Annotated in this window: 21 protein-coding genes; 8 read left to right on the plus strand and 13 right to left on the minus strand. The window is 58.4% G+C overall.

Annotation, left to right across the window (positions count from 1 at the left end):
• The first annotated feature begins 22 nt into the window (after positions 1–22).
• Complete coding sequence (locus LEPTO7104_RS0112795; RefSeq protein WP_017298974.1) at positions 23–2,788, plus strand: AAA family ATPase; 2,766 nt, start codon at positions 23–25, stop codon at positions 2,786–2,788.
• A gap of 164 nt (positions 2,789–2,952) precedes the next feature.
• On the opposite strand, the gene LEPTO7104_RS0112800 is transcribed toward LEPTO7104_RS0112795, so the two are convergent.
• On the minus strand, positions 2,953–3,177 hold the full coding sequence (locus LEPTO7104_RS0112800) for a photosystem II protein, Psb35-related (RefSeq protein WP_017298975.1): 225 nt from the start codon (positions 3,175–3,177) through the stop codon (positions 2,953–2,955).
• Between the two features lie 517 nt (positions 3,178–3,694).
• Here LEPTO7104_RS0112800 and LEPTO7104_RS0112805 point away from each other — a divergent pair.
• Positions 3,695–4,255: a pentapeptide repeat-containing protein gene (locus LEPTO7104_RS0112805; RefSeq protein ID WP_017298976.1), complete on the plus strand. Its 561-nt coding sequence runs from the start codon at positions 3,695–3,697 to the stop codon at positions 4,253–4,255.
• Positions 4,256–4,307: 52 nt separating this feature from the next.
• Here the strand turns inward: LEPTO7104_RS0112805 and LEPTO7104_RS0112810 are convergent, their stop codons facing one another.
• On the minus strand, positions 4,308–5,039 hold the full coding sequence (locus LEPTO7104_RS0112810) for an MlaE family lipid ABC transporter permease subunit (RefSeq protein ID WP_017298977.1): 732 nt from the start codon (positions 5,037–5,039) through the stop codon (positions 4,308–4,310).
• An 852-nt stretch (positions 5,040–5,891) separates the two neighbouring features.
• Here LEPTO7104_RS0112810 and LEPTO7104_RS0112815 point away from each other — a divergent pair.
• The 5 genes from LEPTO7104_RS0112815 (at position 5,892) to LEPTO7104_RS0112835 (ending at position 11,521) form a co-directional block, all read left to right on the plus strand.
• Positions 5,892–6,923, plus strand: coding sequence for a hypothetical protein (locus LEPTO7104_RS0112815; protein ID WP_017298978.1), 1,032 nt, complete (start codon positions 5,892–5,894; stop codon positions 6,921–6,923).
• 49 nt (positions 6,924–6,972) lie between these two features.
• On the plus strand, positions 6,973–7,386 hold the full coding sequence (locus LEPTO7104_RS41210; RefSeq protein ID WP_040695421.1) for a hypothetical protein: 414 nt from the start codon (positions 6,973–6,975) through the stop codon (positions 7,384–7,386).
• Between the two features lie 46 nt (positions 7,387–7,432).
• Positions 7,433–7,957: a hypothetical protein gene (locus LEPTO7104_RS0112825; protein ID WP_026072652.1), complete on the plus strand. Its 525-nt coding sequence runs from the start codon at positions 7,433–7,435 to the stop codon at positions 7,955–7,957.
• A gap of 74 nt (positions 7,958–8,031) precedes the next feature.
• Positions 8,032–10,125, plus strand: coding sequence for a hypothetical protein (locus LEPTO7104_RS0112830; protein WP_026072653.1), 2,094 nt, complete (start codon positions 8,032–8,034; stop codon positions 10,123–10,125).
• 256 nt (positions 10,126–10,381) lie between these two features.
• Complete coding sequence (locus LEPTO7104_RS0112835; protein WP_017298981.1) at positions 10,382–11,521, plus strand: GspE/PulE/PilB domain-containing protein; 1,140 nt, start codon at positions 10,382–10,384, stop codon at positions 11,519–11,521.
• 138 nt (positions 11,522–11,659) lie between these two features.
• On the opposite strand, the gene LEPTO7104_RS0112840 is transcribed toward LEPTO7104_RS0112835, so the two are convergent.
• The 10 genes from LEPTO7104_RS0112840 to LEPTO7104_RS0112885 form a co-directional block, all read right to left on the minus strand.
• Positions 11,660–12,133, minus strand: coding sequence for a PAM68 family protein (locus tag LEPTO7104_RS0112840; protein ID WP_017298982.1), 474 nt, complete (start codon positions 12,131–12,133; stop codon positions 11,660–11,662).
• 53 nt (positions 12,134–12,186) lie between these two features.
• Positions 12,187–12,456, minus strand: a complete 270-nt coding sequence (rpsO, locus tag LEPTO7104_RS0112845; protein WP_017298983.1) for a 30S ribosomal protein S15 — start codon at positions 12,454–12,456, stop codon at positions 12,187–12,189.
• Between the two features lie 177 nt (positions 12,457–12,633).
• Entirely contained in the window at positions 12,634–13,260 is a 627-nt protein-coding gene (gene ruvA, locus LEPTO7104_RS0112850; RefSeq protein ID WP_017298984.1) for a Holliday junction branch migration protein RuvA, read from the minus strand.
• Positions 13,257–14,075: a flagellar assembly protein FliH gene (locus tag LEPTO7104_RS0112855; RefSeq protein ID WP_196358107.1), complete on the minus strand. Its 819-nt coding sequence runs from the start codon at positions 14,073–14,075 to the stop codon at positions 13,257–13,259. Before LEPTO7104_RS0112855 ends, ruvA begins: the two co-directional genes overlap by 4 nt.
• The gene (coaD, locus tag LEPTO7104_RS0112860; RefSeq protein WP_017298986.1) at positions 13,985–14,536 is read right to left on the minus strand and encodes a pantetheine-phosphate adenylyltransferase; all 552 of its coding nucleotides are present in this window, start codon (positions 14,534–14,536) and stop codon (positions 13,985–13,987) included. Before coaD ends, LEPTO7104_RS0112855 begins: the two co-directional genes overlap by 91 nt.
• 62 nt (positions 14,537–14,598) lie before the next feature.
• Complete coding sequence (locus tag LEPTO7104_RS0112865) at positions 14,599–15,117, minus strand: GNAT family N-acetyltransferase (RefSeq protein ID WP_017298987.1); 519 nt, start codon at positions 15,115–15,117, stop codon at positions 14,599–14,601.
• Between the two features lie 9 nt (positions 15,118–15,126).
• Positions 15,127–15,723 carry a MiaE family protein gene (locus LEPTO7104_RS0112870; protein ID WP_017298988.1) on the minus strand — a complete coding sequence of 199 codons (597 nt, stop codon included), beginning with the start codon at positions 15,721–15,723 and terminating at the stop codon, positions 15,127–15,129.
• A gap of 116 nt (positions 15,724–15,839) precedes the next feature.
• Complete coding sequence (aroQ, locus tag LEPTO7104_RS0112875) at positions 15,840–16,295, minus strand: type II 3-dehydroquinate dehydratase (protein WP_155523619.1); 456 nt, start codon at positions 16,293–16,295, stop codon at positions 15,840–15,842.
• A gap of 152 nt (positions 16,296–16,447) precedes the next feature.
• Entirely contained in the window at positions 16,448–16,579 is a 132-nt protein-coding gene (locus tag LEPTO7104_RS42340; RefSeq protein WP_017298990.1) for a hypothetical protein, read from the minus strand.
• Between the two features lie 136 nt (positions 16,580–16,715).
• Positions 16,716–18,041: a competence/damage-inducible protein A gene (locus LEPTO7104_RS0112885; RefSeq protein WP_017298991.1), complete on the minus strand. Its 1,326-nt coding sequence runs from the start codon at positions 18,039–18,041 to the stop codon at positions 16,716–16,718.
• A gap of 184 nt (positions 18,042–18,225) precedes the next feature.
• Here LEPTO7104_RS0112885 and LEPTO7104_RS0112890 point away from each other — a divergent pair, with 184 nt between their 5' ends.
• Positions 18,226–19,977, plus strand: coding sequence for an ArnT family glycosyltransferase (locus tag LEPTO7104_RS0112890; RefSeq protein ID WP_155523620.1), 1,752 nt, complete (start codon positions 18,226–18,228; stop codon positions 19,975–19,977).
• Here the strand turns inward: LEPTO7104_RS0112890 and LEPTO7104_RS0112895 are convergent.
• Entirely contained in the window at positions 19,933–20,991 is a 1,059-nt protein-coding gene (locus LEPTO7104_RS0112895; protein WP_017298993.1) for a glycosyltransferase family 4 protein, read from the minus strand. The genes LEPTO7104_RS0112890 and LEPTO7104_RS0112895 overlap by 45 nt on opposite strands.
• Positions 20,992–21,087 lie beyond the last annotated feature (96 nt).

Consider the following 21,087-nt stretch of genomic DNA (forward strand, 5'->3'; position numbering starts at 1 on the left):
GGTATTTAGCTGGAACAGTTCTATGCAAATTTTGTCGGTGGCGCTGCAAAACTTTAAGACCCACCGCGATCGCTATTTTGAGTTTCAGCCCGGTACCAATGCCATCTGCGGCGAGAATGGGGCCGGCAAAACCAGCATTTTAGAGGCGATCGCCTGGGTGCTCTTCAACTACCAGGGCGACTATGCCAAAGAAGACCTGATTCGCAACGGCAGCGGCAGCGCCCAGGTTACGGTAGCCTTTACCTCCAACTACGATGGCCGCACCTACCGGGTGCAGCGCTGCACCCAGCGGGGCTACGCCCTCTTCGATCCCCAGCTGAACGAGCGTCTCCCCTACACCCGCATCAAAGACGAGGTGCTGCCCTGGCTGCGCCAGCACCTGGGAGTCGGTCCGACCACCAACCTGCCCCAGCTGTTCGCCCGCACCCTGGGGGTTCCCCAGGGCACCTTTACCGCCGATTTCTTACAGCCTGCTGAGCACCGCAAAGCGGTATTCGACGCCATTCTCAAGGTCGAAGACTACAAGCTGGCCTTTAAGCAGATGAACACCCTGCGTCGCTACGCCGAAGACCAGGTCGAGGCGACCAAGGCAGAAATCGCCCAGTACGACGAGGCGCTGGCCGAGTGGGATGACCTAAACCTCCGGCGGCACAGCCTCCAGCAGGGCATTGCCGCCAGCGAGCAGCGTCTGCAAACCCTTACGGCCACCGTAGCCGATCTGCAAGCCCAGCGCGACAGTCTCAAGGCTCAGGCCCAACAGCTACAAACCCTAACCAATCAACGCCAGGGGCTGTCCCATCAGCGGTCGGCCAAGCAGTCCAGTTTGGCTCGGTTGCAGCAGTCAGCGCAGCAAGCCGGGCAGGCGATCGCCCTCTGCCAGGCCCATCGCACCGACTATGAGAGGTACCGGGCTGCCGAGCAGATGGGGCAGGCGCTAGCCCAGGAACAGCGGCAGCGGCAGCACCTCCAAAACGACTGTCAAAGGCTACAGCAGGCTCGGGGGCAAACGCAGGTAGACCTGGCTCGCTGGCAAACGCAGCTGGAGTCATTTGAGGCCACAGAGCGAGAACTGGCGCTGCTGCAACCTCAGCTTGAAATTCAGGCCCAGCTGGAGGCCCGACGTGAGGCTATGCAGCAACAGCTGGAGCAGTGCCAGCGCTGGCAGCTACAGCAGCAGCAGGCTCAGGCTCAGCAAGCCCAGCTCAAAGAGCAGTGGATTCAGGCGGTGCAAACTCGCGATCGCTTAGTCGCGTTACAGCCCCAGGTGAACAGCATTGCCGCCCTCGAAGATCGGCGCGATCGCCTCCAGCAGCAGCTCAGTCGCATGGCCGCCGCCCGCCAGTTTGAGACCGAAATTAGCGCTCTAGTGGCGGCCAGTAAAGGCCAGGGCCAAACCCAGCAGGCGAAAATTGAGGCGGTGCTAAAAGATTTGGCAGTTCTGTCCGACAGCCTACCGCTGCTATCGAGCCAGACTCTCACCCAGCTAGAGCAGACCCTACAGGATACCGCCACCCTGCATGACTCGTTAGTAGCAGCGCTGGAGGCGATCCTGCGGGATTTGGCCGACCAAACCGACGAAGAATCCCTCAGAGCCGCCCTGAAAACGCTAGAACTTGACCTCAAGCAGCACTACGGTTGGCGAGCCGAGCTAGCCCAGCTGAGCAGCATAACCACTCAGCTAGAGCGCATTCAGCAGTCGCAGGCAGAGCTCTCAAACCAGCTCGATAGTCTTGCCCAGCAGCTGGTCAGTCAGGCCACTGTAGAAACAGCCCTGGCGACTCTAGACAATGACCTTAAAAGTTTGGGCCGACCGCGGGAAAAAAGCCAAATATTGGAGCGCACTCTCCAGGATAAAGCCCGCATAGAGCAGGCCTACACGGCTCAGACAGCCGCTTTAGCCAACCTCGACCAGCAAATGGCAGCCCTGACCACCCAGCTCGATCGCTTTGCCGACCTCGACCAGCGACTGGCCCAAGCCGAGAGCGATCGCGTTCAATCCCAAGCCGGGTACGGCATCTATCTACAAAACCAGCAGCTCGCTAACCAGCACCCTCAGCTAGAGGCCGAGCTAGCCGAAGTCAGCGCCGAGCTAGCGCAGATGCAGCAGCAGCAGGCCGAGCTAGAGGAAGCCTATCAGACGGTCCTGGCTGACTTTGATTCCGAAGCCGCCGCCGCCCTTGAAATTACCTACGGCAGCGTCAAATCTGAGGCGGACCAGCTGGCGGGAAGCCTGCCTCAGCAGCGCCAGCGGCTCGACGATCTCGACCGGCAGCTCGCCGGTCTCAAGGTCCTTAGCCAGCGCCGCGACGCCGCGAAGCAGCAGCTGCAGAGCCGAGAAAAAACCAAACGATTTATCACCTTTGCCCGCAAGGCCTACAACGAGGCCGGCCCGCGCATCACGGAGCAGTACGTGCGCAGCGTGTCCCAGCAGGCCGACAGACTGTTTCGAGACCTGCTCAATCGCCCCAATGTGGCACTGGACTGGACGCGAGACTACGAAATTTTGGTGCAGGACGGGCCAAACCAGCGACGGTTTGTCAATCTTTCGGGGGGAGAGCAGATGTGCGCGGCCCTGGCGGTGCGGCTAGCGCTGCTCAAGGTGCTCGCCGACATCGATATTGCTTTCTTCGACGAGCCCACAACCAACATGGATCGCCGCCGCCGACAGGGGCTAGCGGAAGCCATTGGCCGAATTAAAACCTTTCAGCAGCTGTTCGTGATTAGCCATGACGACACCTTTGAGCAGGTGACCGAAAACGTCATTGTGGTCGAGCGAGAGGCTAGCTAAGCGCTATCAAATTATCGAAAAGAGACCTGGCATCAATGTTTGCTGTGCAGTAAAAAACCGCTCCCAACCGGGCAGCGGTTAATGGTAATGGGTACTACAGGAGTAACTTGAACAACTTTGCAACGACCTCCCTCGTTTGAGGCCGATCGCAAAACTATTGATTTCTACAGGGCGCTGCTTGTAAACGCATCGCCGCTGTAGGCGGGAACGCGATCGCCAGCGTCGGTCGCTTGGCCGGTCACGGATTTGGCCAGCTGGTCAAAGGAGTCAGAACGCCAGTTGCGCTCGTGGATGGGCTTGGTTTGCTCGCCTCGGAAATAAGCCTGGGAACCGATCAGCGCAACGGCAACCCAGCCAACAACAAACAGTGAAATTAACAGAGCAGTCATAGATAAACCTCCTGTTTAGGGGAATGACGGCCACAAAGCACGCTGCGAACAGGGCTTTGACTCCCATCGGAGCAGACGTGCACCGCCTATGTAAACCAATGTAAATGAAATGTAACAAAATGTCAAATTAAATTGCTTCATTATCACCGGAGTGATAAAAGCGCCAGATTTTATCTGCGCGCCCCCAATTGTCCGGGCAAACGTCCCTTACCCCCATCGGGAGGCCCGTTGTTGGATTCAGGGGTTTGAGTTCGGCCTTGGAATTAACCCTGGTTCTTGAGCAGTCATGCAACACCCCCTGGAACTGTTGAGCATTTTGTCGCAAAAGATACAAATATTAAGCGCCGCCCGGCAGCAAAGCTCGCCAAAACTCCTAGGATGAGATCAGGATTTGTGCGCTAATCTCCCATCGATCAAGGGATCAAGCGCCTGAGGATGGCGTACCTAGCATCAGCCATACCTGGGCGATCGCAGGCTAGCGATCGCCACCGTCACTCTTCTCTAACTCAGGTTGTTTATGCTGCCCAACAGACGCTATTCCTTAGACTTACTGGTCCAAAGCTACAGTCGAGGGCAGCTCCAGTTTGAGCACTTGGACCTGCGAAATGTCTCCCTAGAGGGCATCAGGCTGCCCTTTGTTGAATTTATCGACTGCAATATGCAGGGGTTAAACCTGGCTGGGGCTTTTATGCCAGGAGGGGTTTTTTCTCACAGTTGCTTACGCAAAAGTAAGCTGACCTGGGCAAATCTGATCGGCACCGATTTCTTCCGGGCCGATCTATCCGGTGCTCAACTCCATTGGGCTATGCTTTCCGGCGCTAAGCTGGTGGGCATAAATTTGCACGGCGCTAGCCTTCAGGGGGCGGTGCTCACCGGCAGCGACCTGCGGGGCGCCAACCTCAAAGGGGCCAAGCTGCGGGGCGCTAACCTCGGCAATACCAACCTCCAGGGAGCCGATCTCCGTGGGGCCGACCTCACCGACACGGATCTCAGCGGTGCTTCCCTCTTGGGCACTATCATGCCCGATGCCACCTATGTCGACTATGGTGTTGAGCTACTCCCAGCCGGATCGGAATAGATTTGGGACCAGTTTAGCTCTGGGAGAAGCTAACCTTGCCCTTTTGAATAGCTCAGTGCAGCACCAAACCCGAGCCACCAAACAACACCAAGGATAGAAAAAAATCGACCACAAATAGCCCTACCCAGGTGGTGACTACCGCCGAGGTAGCCGCCCGACCGACCGACCGACTGCAAGTGGTCGTCAACCCCCAGGTGCAGCCCGCCAGCGCCACGATCGCGCCAAACAGCATTGACTTGATCAAAACCGCTATCAGGTCGTTGAGCACCATCAGCGATCGCACCGAGTCGAGAAACTGGCCGACAGGCATTTCATAAAAGAAAAACGCTACCCCGGCCCCACCCGCAATGCCCAGCACCAGCCCCATGACTGTAAGCACAGGCAGCATGACGCAGCAGGCTATCACCCGAGGCACCACCAAATACTCAATGGGATCGGTGCGCAACACCTTGAGCGCATCGATTTGGTCAGTCACCTTCATACAGCCAATTTCAGCGGCGTAGGCGGTGCCCACCTGCCCAGCCATGATGGCAGCTGTGAGAATAGGCGCTAGTTCACGACAAAAGGCCATGGCAAAAGCCCCGCCCAGAGCGTGCAAAGCGCCAAATCGCTCCAGCTCTCGGGCAGTTTGAATGGTAAAGATCATGCCGGCGAAAATATTGGTCAACAGCACCGGCGTTAGGGTTAACGGCCCGGCCGCCACCATTTGCTCGATGGTGCGCTGACGATTGATCCCGCACCGCAAAATACGCATTACCACCTGTCCGCCTAAAAAGCAGGCCATCACAATGTGATAGGGACAGGATTTTGGACGCACGGCCTGCGCGGCTCTGGGTGCAAGGCGGGAGCTACAGTCATGGTGAGTTGCCTCCGGAATGGGAAGAGACATCCGCCGAGCTTTGTGGTAGGCCTTAACCATGGCAAGAATTTATTGAGTGGTAGGTTGAGCAAACGCAGACATCACCAAGCTCAGGGTGCCCCTTCCCGGCAGGCAGGTAGATCTACAGTCCGTTAATCTATATCAAGCCAACGCCTGAATAGCAATGTCTCTCACTCAGGTATTTTTAATCCAGCAGATTTCTTAGAGTTTTGGTCATGCCGCCACGGTCAGGGAACTCCCGCCAGGGCCTTTGGAATTCGCCCTTGGATAACGGTTAACAGCTGGCTGATTCCGACCGAGATACCTGGCTTTCTGGGGACAGGTGCGATCCTGGTTAACTGACAAAACCCTTGAAACCCTTAGACTGGCGTAGGTTGGGTTAGCGTAACCCAACAAAACCGTTACTGGAGTTGGGTTTCGCTTCTCTCAACACCAACCTACGTCAGAACTTTTGTCAGTCAATCAGGGTGCGATCTCGCTGCGCTAAGCGATCTCCACGGCGGTCCCATGACACGGCGGCTACATCAATAGAGCTAACCCCACAATAGCCCAGGCAACCCGCCCCAAAGCTGGAGCTGAAACCAGGCCTGACCAAAGCGCCGCCCAAAACAGTATATCACCAGTACAAATTCGAGTCTATTGTGGTACACTTGTACCAAATTGCTGCCAGGCGATCGCCCAACGAAGGCCTAAACGTTATCGGTTGAGTCTAGATTCGGCCCTGGAATAGCGGTTTGTGTTCATGGTTGCTCTCCTATGGGGGTCTGTACGGTGGATTTAAAGAGCATTCAAACCAAGCTAATTCATACGGTCAATGCCCTTGACCAAAACGATGCCAACGTACAGGTTGACTGGCCCGGTGCCCCTCCCCTGACCGGGCCTAGCCCCGACCGATTGCCAAGGTCCGGTCGGGGAGCAGATTTCTCTACGGCAGTAGATACCCTCCGGCAGCGGGCCGAGCCGTCAGGAACTGGCGCCTATTCTGCCCTTGACGCAGATCTGGCGACAGAAGCCTATGTCAAACGCCTCAGCGCCATGGTCCATAAAATCAATCAACTTTCGAGCGAGCAGGAGCGGGCGATCGCAGAAATACAGAGAATCCAGGCGCGTCTAGCTCACGGATACCCTGCTACAGATCCAATGGGCCAACCTGTGGTCACCCCCCATGTCGACTACCAGCGCGCAGTTATTGCTCTGGCAGAGGCCGATGGTCGAGGCAACGTTGTGCTGGCTTACCGCACGGTTGCCCCCAAGCCTCCACTGCTGCGGACAGATCAGCCCAGGCCAGCCTATGGCGAGGCCAACCAGCTAGCCAGTCACCTGCGCACCACCTATGGACATCCCCCGGCTCGGGGCTGGAGAATGCTCGTTAGCGAGGTGCTAACCCTGGGTCGCGAACCGTCGCAGCTAGTGGCTCAGCTGGGTCGTGCCGCCTGGAGCCTGATCTCAGATTTCACCCAAGGAGCAGTATTCCGGTGGTCTAGAGCATCTGAGTCCTTACACGGAGCCTTTGACCCACAACCCGGTGCCTTCGACAGGCTCAGTGGTAAAACGTCGCTGTCTTTAGTAGACAGCATGCTGTGGTTTGGCGGCGGGGTCATCGGTCGACTGGCGCTGAATTTGCTGCTAGGGGCTTTTCCAGCCCTTTGGTCCCTAGCTGTTGCTGCCATTACCGCAGTAACGGCCTACGCTCTCTACCGAGCAACTCTGGCACCCAAGCTGGCCTTTGGCCCTGCCCTTCGAGTAGCTCTACTGGTGGTGGGGCTAGTCGTAGGGGGGCAAATCTAGTCCAGATTTAGGTCTTACGCTTTTCTTCTAAGTTTTAAGGAGGCAGATTATGGTTTCAATGCATCAGCCGGGGGGCGGCGTAGCCCTGACAACGGCCAAACCGTTCATTGCCGGTGGACTTATGCTGGCCATCGGCCTCATAGCCATTAATGACCAGGTTTTTGGCCGCTGGCTATCGGCAGCTCGCCCCAAAGGCGCTCAGGGGTGCGAAAAAATTGTCCAGAGCAGTGCCCAGCTTAGCCGCGAGCAGTTAGCCAAGCTGCTGGTAGTACCGGAGCGTGACCCCAAAGAAAATGTGCGTAAGATCGTGGCCGAACCCTATTGCAGTCTGCCACAGCTTCAGGTGCGCTCTGGGGTGGTATCTGAGCGAGAGGCCTACCCAATGGCCTGGGATCCTTCTGTTCAGCTAGTGATTTTGTACGAAAATGACGAGTACGCTGGCTATCGCTTTCGGTTTCAATAGTGGGTCGGCCAGATCGTACCGCTCTACCCCAAGGCGATCGCGGCAATTGGGCCGATTTTTTGGGACTGGGGCAACGGCGGGGTATCGACCTCACGCTTTGGGGCAGCTGATTCTGGGGCTGGGGCTAGGCCTGCTGCTGGCTACCCTAGGCGGCTGCCGCAGCCTGACTCCAGTCGTACCCAGGCAAATTGTGCTCAAGCAAGCCTGGGAAATCGAGTCGGGCGATCGCGTAGCCGGACAGTTAATCACCGGCAGCCTTGGCGACGTCTCGGTACAACTCCAGGGCACCCGTCTCAGAGCGCCTTTCGCTGGCCAAATCGAGTTGGCAGCCAGGGGGTTTCACTGCATCTATTTTTCGACCGCTGAGGTGCCCGCCTACCTGTTTCGATACTGCGGAGTGAGACGGCCTCGACTCGGGCAGGTGGAAGCAGGAGAGGCCATGGGGCGAGGCAGTCAAATTCAGTTTGCCACCCTGCGCAGCCAGCCCGATGGCACCTGGGCCATCGTTGAACCCTCCGATCGCGTCTTAGAGCGATCCCTCAATCAACCGCTGCCGGCCCTGCGCTTTTAGCCCCACCGGCTGGATCTGCCCTGGGCCTGGCCCTTGCTTCTGCCTTGAATCCCCTTTGCCCCCTGTTTTGCCCCATGAAGCTTCACCCTACTCTCCTAGCCGCCAGTTCTCTACTGGCGCTCCTGAGTCCCACCGCCGCCCAGGCCGACGATGGCATTCTCAGCTTTGAGCTAACCCAGCCTCAGTGGGCTACCGCCGCCCCAGTCGCCCCAGTCGCCCCAGTCGCCCCGGCCACCGATTCCGCCGACCAGCCTCTGCCCATTCCCCCGCAGGCTGCAAATCCACCGATGCGCTACCACTCTCCGCAGCAGCTGCCCGCCGGAGTCTATCGGCGCGGGGTAGCCGTAGCCCTCAACACCAGCACCTCGGCCACCGCATTGCTCCCCCCAGCCCCACCCCCCGCAGCCAGCCCCGTGCTGGTTGCCATCGCTCCCCCGGAACCCACCCCCCAGGAGGAGCCAAAACAGGAGTCCAAATCCCTCGCCCTAGACTTCGGCGTTGAGCCGTCGCCCGCTGTAGTTGCCCTAGCCCAGGCAAAACTGCTCGCCTCCAGACCGCCAGCCAACCCGCTGACGAGTCTTTTTGAAGGCAATTCCGACTCTCTAGTAGCTTGGGCCGTAGGCAGTGCCGAGGGCACCCGCACTCCCAACGGAGCTATCAATCCCGCCTACTTTGGCCATACCGACCCCGGCAACAGGGTGTGGAACCTGGGCACGTTTTCTTACCAGCACGGGGCCAAGACACCGGAAGAAGCCGACCAAAAGCAGCTCGCTCGCCTGAAGAGCCAGGGCGACGTGCTGCGTCAGCGGGCGCTCAAGCAGGGCCTCAACCTCACCCTTGAAGAAACCCTGAATGGCCTGGATCTGGCCAATCAATCTCCCCTGGCAGCCATCGGTCGGGTTGGCTATATCGAGCGCCTGGCAGAGGCCAAGGCCATCGGTCTGGAAGGCTCTGAGGCAATATTAGTCGCCCGCACTCGCTCCTATATCAACCCCAACACTGGCCGCTGGAATGCCCCTGGGCTGGGCAATACTGAAGCCAGTATTCGCCGCGATCAGAAGCGTCGAGCCAGTGCCGTGGCCAGCGCGATCGCGGCCTACGAAAGCCAAAATCCGCAGCTTCAGGCCCAAACCTGGACTCTTAACCCCAGCCCCCCAACCGCACCCGACGCCCTGGTAGCCCAGGCAGGCGCTCAGCCAGAACCCGTCGATGACTTCCTCAAGATGTGGACATCTCCCAGCGACGGGGTGGCCCGGGCCAACACTGCCGACCCTGAAATCTTGGCGAATCAGCCCCAGGCGGATGTGTCCACTGCTGAACCAAAACCCGGTAGCGAAGCTAAGGACGATGGTCTGGCCGGTCTGTGGCAAATTACCGTCGATCGCCTATCCCAAATCAGCAGCGCCGAAGATAGTGCTGATGCGCCCCATACCGCTTCACTGGTGGGAGCATTGTTTAACCCTGGCCCCGCTAGAGATACCGCCCCTGGTGCGCCAAATGCGACGGCAGACGCCACGGCCCCAGCCCCCGCCGAGCCGAGCGATATCCGAGCGTCCCAGGCCGCAGCTGCCGAGGGAATGACTCCCCCGACCTGGGAAGCAGCGCGAGAAGCCAACCAAACCACCTCTGCCCAAACGCCGGAACCCGATCCGACAGTAACGGTCTCCACGCCCCCGCCGGGTGCGGTCCCAACGGCGGCGGTCTACGCTCCCACACCCCTAGCGGCTGCCCCGGCAGCGCCGGACAATCTTCCTCTTGCAGTCGCCCCTGCCCCTGCTAGCGAGGCTCCCAACCCCGCCCCGGATCGCGTTGCGGCCTCCGGTACTGCCGCGACCTCAGACTCGGTGGGGGCAGAGGAGGCGCAGCCCGCAGAGGCTCTCTCACCCGCAGAGGGCAGTGGTTCTCTGGTCTTTGACTCGGCTGCCGTCGCAGACTTAACCTCCGAGCCACCCATAGCCGAGCTACCGGCAGAGTCTCTTACACCAGGTCTCTCTGAGCCAGCACTTTCTGAAGCAGAATCCATCGCTCCCGAGTCAACTGCCGCAGCAAGCACCATCTCCGAACCAGTGCCGCCTCAGCCGACAGCCTCGACTACCACGTCGGCTCCCGCCTTCGATGCAAACGCTAACAGCCCAACCCAGCAGGGATTGCTTCCTCAACTTCCCTGACGAAGCACATTGCCTAAGCGGGTTGAGCCGTGACTACCATCGGCCAAAACTGCCGCTGCTCCGCAGAATCCGCTGATTATGACCCAATCAGAGTGGAGAGTAACCTCAGAGGGAGAAATCTCCCGCGTAGGGTCACGCGATCGCCAAAAAAGCCCGATCAAGCGTAAAGATTAGGGGGTGGATATTAAGAATTCAGCTTTACCCATCGACTGACGCCTAGCATATAAAGAATCCTGACCGTTGCTGTGCCAGGCCTATGCCTAAATCCAACACCTACGAGCCCCCCCACGACCTCTCTGCCCTAGATGTGCAAAGCGGCATTGAAGCCGTTGACAGCCGACTTAACACCGCTCAAATGCTGTCGCTGATCGACAGTATTTTTCCGTTTGAGGCCTGTCTTTACCACGAAATTATTCCTCTCTCCGTTGAGTCGAGCTGTCTGTATCTAGGCATGGTCAGCCCCACCGACCCCGCCGCCCTCGACTTTGCCCGTCGGCAGGTATCGTTCATTCACTGTTCGCTGGTACCGCTATCGGTGGCCGCTGACTGGCAGCGCAACATGCTGTCCAAATATCTGAGTCACTCAGCCCGCACAAAGCCACAGCCCCAGCCCGCCAATCACCTTACATCGCGGCTGCCAACGGTAGCCGACGATGAACTGATGACTTTTATTGTCGATAGCCCTGATGACATCCAGAACGATCGCATTGAACAGACCGCTCCTGCGCCTCGGCCCGCAGTGGTTTCCACCGCTGTTCCAGCCTCCCAACCCTTAGACCTGACGCTAGATGCCGACCTCGGTCAGATAGCCCTTGACCAGTTCCACCTCCTACCGCCCGCTAAGCTCACCCAGGCGCTGCTCAAGCAGGTGCTTACCGAAGGCATCGGACGACTTTATCTGGAGCAACGCCCAACCCATGGCCGCGTACTCTGGAGCAAGGATGGTGTAGTGCAGGCAGCCCTCACCGATCTCAGTACCGAGCAGGTTCAAAGCATCATTAACGAGCTTAAGCGCCTCACCCACCTGCCGCTGCTGCCGACTAGCCAGCCCAAACAGGCGGATATCGAACGGCTTTACAAAGGCGATCGCGTCCTGCTGCGCCTGCGGCTAATTGTAGGCGCCCACGGCGAGGAAGCTACCCTTCAGGTGCTGCGGGGTGCCGCCCTAAAATTCTATGAGCAACAACAGCTTCGTCAAATGGGAGAAGAGGCGCTCACCGTAGCTCACGCCCTACAGAAGCGAATCAGCAATATTCGTCAACAGGCTATGCAGACCCTCACAATTGAGACTCCCTCTGCCCGCACCCTGGACGATCTGATGCAGTTGCTCAAGACCATGGAGGAGCAGATCGAGCAGATTATCGAGTCCTCCGCTCATTCAGAAAGCGGTCAATGACGGTGCCGAAGCCTACGCGCTGAAAGCTATATGCTGAAAAATCTACCTGGGAGAAGCTGAAATCTGCCCCTATCTTTTACCTCTGCTAGCCATCAAACGGGCTGGGCTTTGCTGAGATATGGGTCCAGATAGGCCCTATTAGCGATCGGGCTTGGCCCCCCAAGCGCTAGTCATGCGGCCAAAATTGGTCCGAAATTCGTCTAACCCTAGCCAGTTCCCAGGGCGGCCTTCATCCCAGGATGCCGACAACACACCATAGGTAAGGCCCACCACCCCAAGCCCAAAGCAGCCCAGAGTAATGAGCAATACGAAGTATGAGGGTAAATCCACCACCCCGTTAACCACCAGGTAGTAGCTGACAAAGAAGGTCAGTATCCCCAACCCCGTAGGGATACCAGAGAAAGCCAGCATGCGCCGCAGCATGCGGCCACTGACCTCCTCTGGAATCGCTGTTGGCGCAGAAGCGGGAGTCTTTTTGTCAGGTACAGCCTTTTGAGCCGCCTTTTTAGCTGGAGCAGACCTGGCCGTTTTTTTACGGTCTTTAGCGGCCTTCTCGCCAGTCTTGCCAACCGGTTCAAAGGGTAGACGCCTGCGGGAGGATTCCGGGGCCATAGAGCTAAACAATCACAACGAGCAACACTCGAAACCTGACTCAGCCAATCGGATTAGCCGCGAATGCCAAGTTTCTGAATGAGTGCCCGATAGCGCTCGGAATCTTGCTTTTGCAGGTAGGCCATGAGGCGCTTGCGGTGGCCAATCATTTTGAGCAGGCCACGGCGAGATGAGTAGTCTTTCTTATTCTTTTGCAGGTGGGCACTGAGCTGATTGATGCGATCGGTGAGCATGGCAATCTGCACATCGGCAGAGCCAGTATCCGTTTCGTGCACCTGATAGTCGGAGATAAGTTCCTGCTTGCGCGCTTGCAACAGAGTCATGGGACAGATAGCTTCTCTAGAAGGATAGTATTGAGCCAGGATTTTTCACTATAGCACAGGGGCTGCCGTCCCTATCCACTCCACCCTGAGGATGTTGCGACCCCGAGGATTTGTGCTCCAGGATGCTTGAGCCGCCGCGAGAGCGCTCCCATTGACATTTAGCCAGGGCCAGGCAGACTACTGACTCAGCCATGCGATCGCCTCGCGTACCCAGCTTTCAGGGTCCGCCGATTTCTGCAGGGCAGACTTTAGCCCCACGGCCTGAACGGCCTTAAGGATTTCGCTTTGACTATAGCCCAGGGCGCTGAGGGTAATTTCTACATCCTCGTAAAGCGTCGGCACTGGCCCCGCCGCAGGAACCAGACCAACCCCAGCCTGGGTTTGCCAGTCTTGCAGCTTAGACTTTAGCTCTAGCACCAGGCGCTCAGCGGTTTTGCCGCCCACCCCTGGGGTACGCGACAGCAGGCGGGTGTTGCCACTGACTACCGCCTGGGTGAGTTCGGCTTCCCCCAGAGTATCGAGCAGCGCCAGGGCCATTTGAGGACCGATGCCGCTAACGCCAATGAGCAGTCGGAAAAGGTCGCGCTCCTGGCGCTGGCCAAAGCCAAACAGCACCGCCTGGTCGTCGCGAAAGTAGAGGTGGCTAAAAAGCTGCACCATCTCCCCCAGAGGAGGCAGTAGAGCCAGCTGGCGGGCAGGCACCTGCATGTCGTAGCCCACCTGGTTGACGTCGAGGGTGACGACGATTTTATGGTTGCCAGGTTTTTGAATATCTGCCAGCATTCCCTTCAGGTAGCTGATCATGGGTCGGCGGTGGGCTTCTGGGGGGGGCGAGGACGATTCGCAAAGCGCTCGGAGCCAGAATCGGGGCGACCTTCGGGGATGGCGGCACTGGAGGGGGCGCTCTTACCTCCCTTAGACCGCTGAGGGGGGGCAGGCGCTTCTTGAGCGGGCTGGAGATGACTGCGACCGTTTTGAATAATCCGCAGCATTTGCGAAAGCTGCTGCTCTACATTGGAAAGCACCTGATCGGCGTAGACATCGGCCTCCTGCTGAATCATGTCTTGCTCAGCCAGAGCCTTTTGCCGCAGAGATTCCCACTCGCGCTGGGCCTGAATCTGCATCTGCTCGATATCGCCCATCACTTGAGTGCGCAGACTGTCGCAGTCTTGCTGGGCCTGAGTCTTAATCTGCTGGGCCATCTGTTCGGCCTGGCGCACAATGCCCAGTTCATCCAAAATTTGGGCCGCCTGCTGCTCCGCCGCTGCGATTAGATCCTGGGCGTAGCGTTCGGCTTCAGCCATAAGAGCGCTGCGCTGCTGCAAAATTTGCACCGCCTGACGAAAGGCCGGAGGCAGGTCAAGGCGAATGGCATCCAGCTGATCGAGCAGTTGATCTTCATCGACCAGGGTGCGGCCGCTGAAGGGTACCCGAGGGCTAGCCAAAATGATTTCTTCCAGCTTGTTGAGATCCTGCTGAATATCAATGTCGCCAGGGGTAGGTAAGGCCGAAACTACCTCTGCCGCCTCTATAGACAATCCATTGGCTTGGGTACCAGCGGCGCGGGGTTGACCATTGCGGGGCTGGGTGTTGAGGCGGGTGGGATCTGGGCGTAGCATTGGTAAACGTCTCGCGCTACATGGTGGGGAACAAGATGGTCGATGGGGCCGCCAAAGCGAGCTATTTCTTTGACCAGGCTGCTGCTGAGAAAGCCGTACTCTGTAGAGGTTGAGAGAAAAAGAGTTTCGATATCGTCGGCCAGGGTTTTATTAGTATGCGCCATTTGCAGCTCTTTTTCGAAATCGGAGAGCACTCGCAACCCCCGTAGCAGGACTTGAGCCTGGCGCTGACGGGCATAGGTAATGGTAAGGCCGTCGTAATCATCGATATCGACGTTGCTGAGATGGCCCACCGAACGCTCAATTTGGACAATGCGCTCGGCGGTAGAAAACATAGGCACTTTGTTGGGGTTACTGGACACCAGCACAATTACCCGGTCAAACAATCGACTGCCACGGGTAATGATGTCGACGTGCCCCAGGGTGATGGGGTCGAAACTGCCAGGGTAAATGGCAATCAAAATGGCCTTGCCCAGTGTGATTGTGGCGATTATAGCTAACTTTCGAGCGGTTCAGGGTCAATCTATGGCTTGGGCAAGGTGCCCACAGGGGCCAGCCGTTTGCAATAGATGCGATCGCACCGAGCCGTCTCTACCCCGCTGGCTGCCTCATACCCACTCGATTCGTACAGGCTGACGGCTGTTTTTAACACCGAGGCCGTTTCGATCCAAATTTCGCTGAAGCCGCGCTGCTGAATGGCAAGTTCCATGGTGTTGAGCAGATAGCGCCCCAGGCCCTGGCCTCGGGCCTTAGGGTGCAGGTACATTTTGCGCAGCTCTACAGCGCCTTTGCCCCGCCCGTTAGGGTAATAGCCAGCGGTACCCACCAGTTCCCCGCTGGTTTCTACCACCCAAAACTCACCCCCCGTCTCCCAGTAGCAGGCCTCTATTTCAAGCACATCGCGATCGCTGGCGGTCGGCTCGCAGGTGAGGTCGTACTCCGCCAGCACCTGGGCAATCAGGGCAAAGGCGGCGGCGCGATCGCGGGGCTGCCAGTTGCGAACCAGGTAGGGGCCAAAGGTGCTGCGGTGTTTGATGGCCATCGGAATCCTTCAGCTGTGAATGCGGGGCTGGGGATGCAGCGCGGATAAAATCTCGCTTTCGGTGGCGGCAAGGCTGTTGAGCCGAGTCTCCACCTCGGCACGGAGAAATCGGCCCGTCGCCAACACCCAGTAGGCGCCGTAGTGGCGAGCCTCAGAGGCCATTAAACTGCGGTAAAACTGGGCCAGCTCTGGAACCGGGCAGTGCTGAGCTAAAAGCCCCAGCCGCTCATGGCTGCGGGCTTCGATCAGGGCAGACACCAGCAGCACATCAAGGCGTCGGTGCGGTTCGACCGGGCGCACCTGCTGATGTAACGCTGCACCGTAGGGCGGAGGCGGCAGCGGCCTAAAGGGAATGCCGCGCTGCTCAAGCCACTGATTGACCTGGGCAAAGTGGGCCAGCTCTTCCTGGGCGATCGCAGTCAGCACCTTTACCAACTCAGCATCCGACGGATAGCGGTTGATCAAGCCCATCGCCACTCCCGCCGCCTTGCGTTCGCACTGGGCGTGGTCCAGCAGGATCAGGTCCAGGTTGGCCAGGGCCTGATCGACCCACGCCTGGGAGGTGGGCATTTGAAGAAATTTGACCGTGGCGGGAGCAGCAACCATAGGGAGATGCAGCAGGGTTGGACGCAGGCTTAAAGTCTAATCCACCAGCGGTTCAGCAGGTTAGGCCGCAGGCCATTGCTTCACCATTATCTAGACCAGAGGCCCATCCGTCGGGTTTAAGAATCTGCGGATACCTGCCGACCGAGATGCTGCACTAGAGCATGCAGTCCGAGGCGGTAGCTGTCGGCTCCGAAGCCGCAAATCTGCCCCACGGCGACGGCAGCAATGTAGGAATGGTGGCGAAAGGACTCACGCTTGTGAATATTGCTGAGGTGCACCTCGACTGTGGGCAGACCCACGGCGGCGATCGCATCTCGAATTGCCACGCTGGTGTGGGTGTAAGCACCGGGATTAATGACAATGCCGTCCTGCTGACCCAACGTCCCCTGGATGCAATCCACCAGAGCACCTTCACTATTGGATTGAAAAAACGTTAGGCAGACCCCGAGCGACACAGCCTCATCGGCAAGCATAGCTTCAATGGTGGCCAGAGTTTGCGCGCCATAGATGCCAGGCTCTCGCAAACCCAGCATGTTTAGGTTGGGACCGTGGATAACTTGAACCTTAAGCAATGAAGCAAGCCTCAGGATTTTCGATTGCCTAAAACCCCAAATAAACCTGCCCAAGCTAGGCAGAATTTAACACAATCGCTCAAACACAACTGTCCAGTCACCCAGCAAAATAGTCGTTTGCCTGTGAACCTCAAGAATTTAGCAGATGCCCCTTAGCGGCGGGGTTCATCTACCGGAATTGGGATTAGCTCAGGCTCGACCTGGGACTCAGGACCAAATAGCGCCTCAATGACTCTATCGACCCACTCGCGCAGTTTTTCGAGAGCCTCTTCGATGTAATCCATTAGAGCAAAACTCCATACTGGCACACGCGCCCCCATCTGCCTTTGACCCGTTGACCCAAGGCCAACAAAGCTAACCGGGGCTGCACTTATCCATAATTACATAATAGCCATTTGAAGCAAATGATCAACCCAACCTTTACAGCAGGCTGCGACGCAGCGCATCGAGGGCAGAAAGCGCGCTGAGTTGACGCACCCAGTCGCGTCCCCGGTAACCAGAAAACTCGTGCCGGTAGCTCACCACCTCGCCGCTGGGGGCGGCCAGCCCAATATAAACCAGGCCCACCGGTTTGGTTGCGCTCCCGCCTTCTGGTCCGGCGATGCCGGTAATGCTCAAAGCCCAGTCAGTTTTCAATAGTGCCTTGACCCCCAAAGCCATCTGCTCAGCCACGATCGCGCTTACCGCCCCCTCCGCTTCTAGCACGGCGGCATCCACCTTGAGAAGGTTGACCTTAACCTGGTTGTCGTAGGCAATCACACCACCGTAAAAGTAGGCAGAACTGCCCGGTATATCGGTCAAAAGGTGGCCCAAGCCCCCTCCGGTACAGGACTCGGCCACGGCTACGGTCTGCTGACGCTGCAGCAGCAGCTTACCCACCACGGCGGACAGAGTGTCATCGTCGGCGCCGTAGCAGTCAACCCCCACAAGGGCGCGGATGCCTGCTTCTATGGGCTGAATTTGCTCCAGGGCAGCGGCTCTAGAGCTGGCTCGGGCACTGATGCGCAGCTTAGCCTCCCCCCGACTGGCGTAGGGCGCCACGGTTGGATTTCCCTGGCTCAGGTAGGGCGCTACCCGCTCTGCGAGGGCAGATTCACTGATGCCCCAAAACCGGAGCATGCGGCTGACAATGGTGGTTGTGACCCAGCCGTGACTGTGTAGATAGGGCACTGCGGTTTCCCGCCACATGGCCTGCATTTCGCGAGGCACGCCGGGGAAGGTCATCAGCGTCAGGTCCGGGCGTGGTGACCAGATAATTCCGGGCGCAGTGCCCTGGGGGTTGGGCAGCACCGTCGCCCCATCGGGCAGCAGCGCCTGCTTGCGGTTGCTGGGCGGCATGGTGCGCCCCCGTGCCGTAAATTTAGCCTCAATGTCGGCCACCAGGTCGGGATGCTCGACCAGGGGGGCACCAAACAGGTGGGCCAGCGTCTCTATGGTCAGGTCGTCGGGGGTGGGGCCAAGGCCGCCAGTGAAAAGCAGCAGCTTTGCTACCGGGTCGGGCTGCTCCACCAATCGCCGTTCTGCCACGGTCACCGCCTGCTGGATGCGGGCGGGGTTATCTCCTACAACGGTCTGGTAATAGTGGGCAATGCCCAGGGCAGCCAGTTCTTTGGCCAAAAACTGGGCGTTGCCGTTGAGAATGTCCCCTAGCAGCAGCTCGGTGCCGATGCAGATTATCTCTGCGCTCTGAGCAGGTGGATCCAGGCGATCGCGGTTTTCGGTCTGAAATGCTGGGCTTGAGGTCATGGGGCGTACTGAGGGCGGGCTGGGGCAAAGAGCAAAGCGAGATAGCTAGGACGCAATAGTGTCATTATGACCATTGCAGGGGAGCCAGCAAAAGCCTAGCAGACTGGCGCACAAAGTAATTCAAGGCAGGCCCCAAATGGTTTGCACGATTGTTCTGCACTGGTGATGTAAGGGAGAAAGCCCGATGGCAGGTTGGCGTAACGGTCAAGGAACCGCCCTTTGGGGCAGGGGTCAAGGACCCACCTTTGGGGGCGATCGCAGATTCGGCTTGCCCCAGGGGCTGGTGGCTCTGGTGCTGGGGGGCTTGCTCTACCGCACTATCGTCGCATTCTGGATGCTGCCGGGCTTTGACGAAGCCTACTACTACCTCTACAGCCGCTACCTAAACTGGAGCTACTTCGACCACCCGCCCGTAGTTGCCCTCACCACCGGCATAGGCTGGTGGCTGACGGGAATAATTTCCCCCTTCACCCTCCGGCTGGGGGCGCTGGTGCTCTACTGCGTCAGCCTTTGGCTTCTATACCTGGCGGCGGCGCGGCTGTTTTCGAAGGCCGTGGGACAGATGACCATCGCCATTGCCACGGTAATACCGCTGTTCGCCATCGGCTTTGGCATTCTCACGTCTCCCGACAACGGGCTAATTTTATTTTGGAGCGCAACGCTGCTGGTCGCCGCCTGGGAGTTTTTTCCCAATCCCAGCCGCCTCGGGCACTATGGTCTGATCAAGGCAACCTACGTGCCCACCTGGCGCATTGCGCTACTGGGCCTGACGGTAGCCCTAGCCTGCCTCAGCAAGTACCACGGCTTTGTTTTAGGCATTAGCCTAGTGGGGTTTTGTGCAGCCCATCGGCCCTATCGCCCAGCGCTGCGATCGCCCTGGACCCTGCTAGCCCTGATCGTCTTTGGCCTGACCCTATTTCCCCTCTGGTACTGGAACAGCCAGCACGACTGGATCTCCTTTCGCTTCCAGCTGGGTATGCGATTCAGCGGCGACACTGGCAGCGGCGGCTTTAGCCTGGGGCAGATGATCGGCTACTGGCTCCTCTCCATCGTCTACCTATTTCCTCTACTGGGGTTTCCCCTGTGGTGGGTAGCGGCCAAGCAAAGCGGCAAGCAGGCGCTATTTTGGGCTTCTCCCAGCCTCAGCGGCGGTGAGGCCCAAGAACATTTAAAGCGCGCCCTAATTCTCTGGCTGTCGCTGCCGATTATGCTGCTGTTTACCCTGCTCGGGGGCAAGCAGCAAATTTTACCGGCCTGGCCTGCCCCCGGCTACTGGGGTATGGTCATTCTTCTGGCCGCTCAGGTGCTAGTCTGGCAGCGCCACAGGCCTCGGCTAATTCGCCGCTGGCTGTGGGGTTCGGGGCTGTTTCTAGCCGCACTTTCCATGGTGGCACTGCTGCACCTGCGGCTTGGCATCTTGCAACAGCCCAGTACCTATGCGCTCTTTGGGGGCCTGATACCAGTCGATCAGGATGGCTCCACTGAGCTGATCGATACCACTCAGATGCAGCGCCTATTTTCCAGCACCCCCGAAATTCAGCAGGCTCTAGACCAGGTGGGGTTTGTCTTTACCAACGAATACTATTTGGGGGGCTACTTTGCCATGGCCATCCATCCCCTGGTTGACCTGCCCGTGACCGCCTTTAGCCAAGATCCACGGGGCTTTGCCTTTTGGTTTAATCCCTCCGACTGGGTCGGCCAGGATGCGCTCTACATGACCCTAGAACGCTTTGCCCAGAAGGAGGAAATTCTAGACAGCTACCGCCCGCTATTTGACAACATTGAGCCCCTAGGCACGGTGGCGCTCAGGCGAGGAGGCGCTGTAACAGAAACCATTTACATCTATCGCGCCAACAATCTGCGTCAGGCTTACGAGTACCCCTATGGTCCCTCAGCGAGTGCGCTGCCGCAGCCGCCAGCCGGTGTAGCTCAGTAGCGCCGTAGCGCCGAGGGCGTAAACCAGTCCGCTAGGGATGCCAGCAAAGGCCAGAGCCAGACTACCGGCCCACAGCGTAAGCACATAGATGAACAATACCGCCACCCGATGGGAAAGCCCCGCCTCTAGCAAACGATGGTGCAGGTGGCGCTTGTCTGCAACAAAGGGCGACTTGCCAGCTCGCAGGCGATCTACAATTACCGCCGACATATCTAAGATAGGCACCGCCAAAATCAGGTAAGGCAGCAGCACCGCCGCCGTAGTGACCGTCTTAACTAGGCCAATGACGCCCACCCCAGCCAGGGTAAACCCCATGAAATAAGCGCCACCATCCCCCATAAAGATCTTGGCTGGGTTGAAGTTATAGCGCAGAAATCCGAGGGCACCACCGGCCAAGGCAGCGGCGATCAGCGCGGCCGCAGGCTGATTCATAAACAGGCTCACGACCAGCATAACCAGGGCCGCAATCCCTGAAACTCCTGCGGCCAGGCCGTCGAGACCGTCGATCCAGTTGATCGCATTGGCCATGCCCACCAGCCACAGAATTGTTACCGGCAGGCTGATAAAGTCGGGTAGCTGAGTCAGTCCGTAGAAGGGAATGGTGAGGAAGTCAATGCTGACGCCCACGTGCCAGGCCATAGTGGCCACAACAGCCTGCATAAATAGACGACTGATGGGAGACAGCCCGAACAAATCGTCGGTTAGGCCAATGAGGAAGAAGGCTAAGCCCCCCAGGGTGACGCCCCAAATTTGGAACTCCTGAGGGGGGGCAAGATGTTCGCCCGTAGCGTCGATGAAGCCACCGAGGGACCAGACGGCGAGTAAAGCCAGCAGGGTGCCTAGAAATATAGAAACCCCGCCCAGACGGACCATAGGTTTGTCGTGTACCTTGCGGCCGCCGGGCTGGTCTACCCGCCCACTCTTGAGGCCCAAGCGGCGCACAACGGGCGTTGTGCCCAGCACAACTGCGGCGGAGATACCAAAGGCCAACACGTGATACAAAACGAACGGCATCCTCACCCCTCCTATTTTGAGAACCTTTGACTCGGTCAGGTTCTATTTCAGCAGCCTACTATGCTTTGTCGGCACCCTTTAACCAGCCCGCCCCAG

This window comes from Nodosilinea nodulosa PCC 7104, assembly GCF_000309385.1.
Classification (GTDB): domain Bacteria; phylum Cyanobacteriota; class Cyanobacteriia; order Phormidesmidales; family Phormidesmidaceae; genus Nodosilinea; species Nodosilinea nodulosa.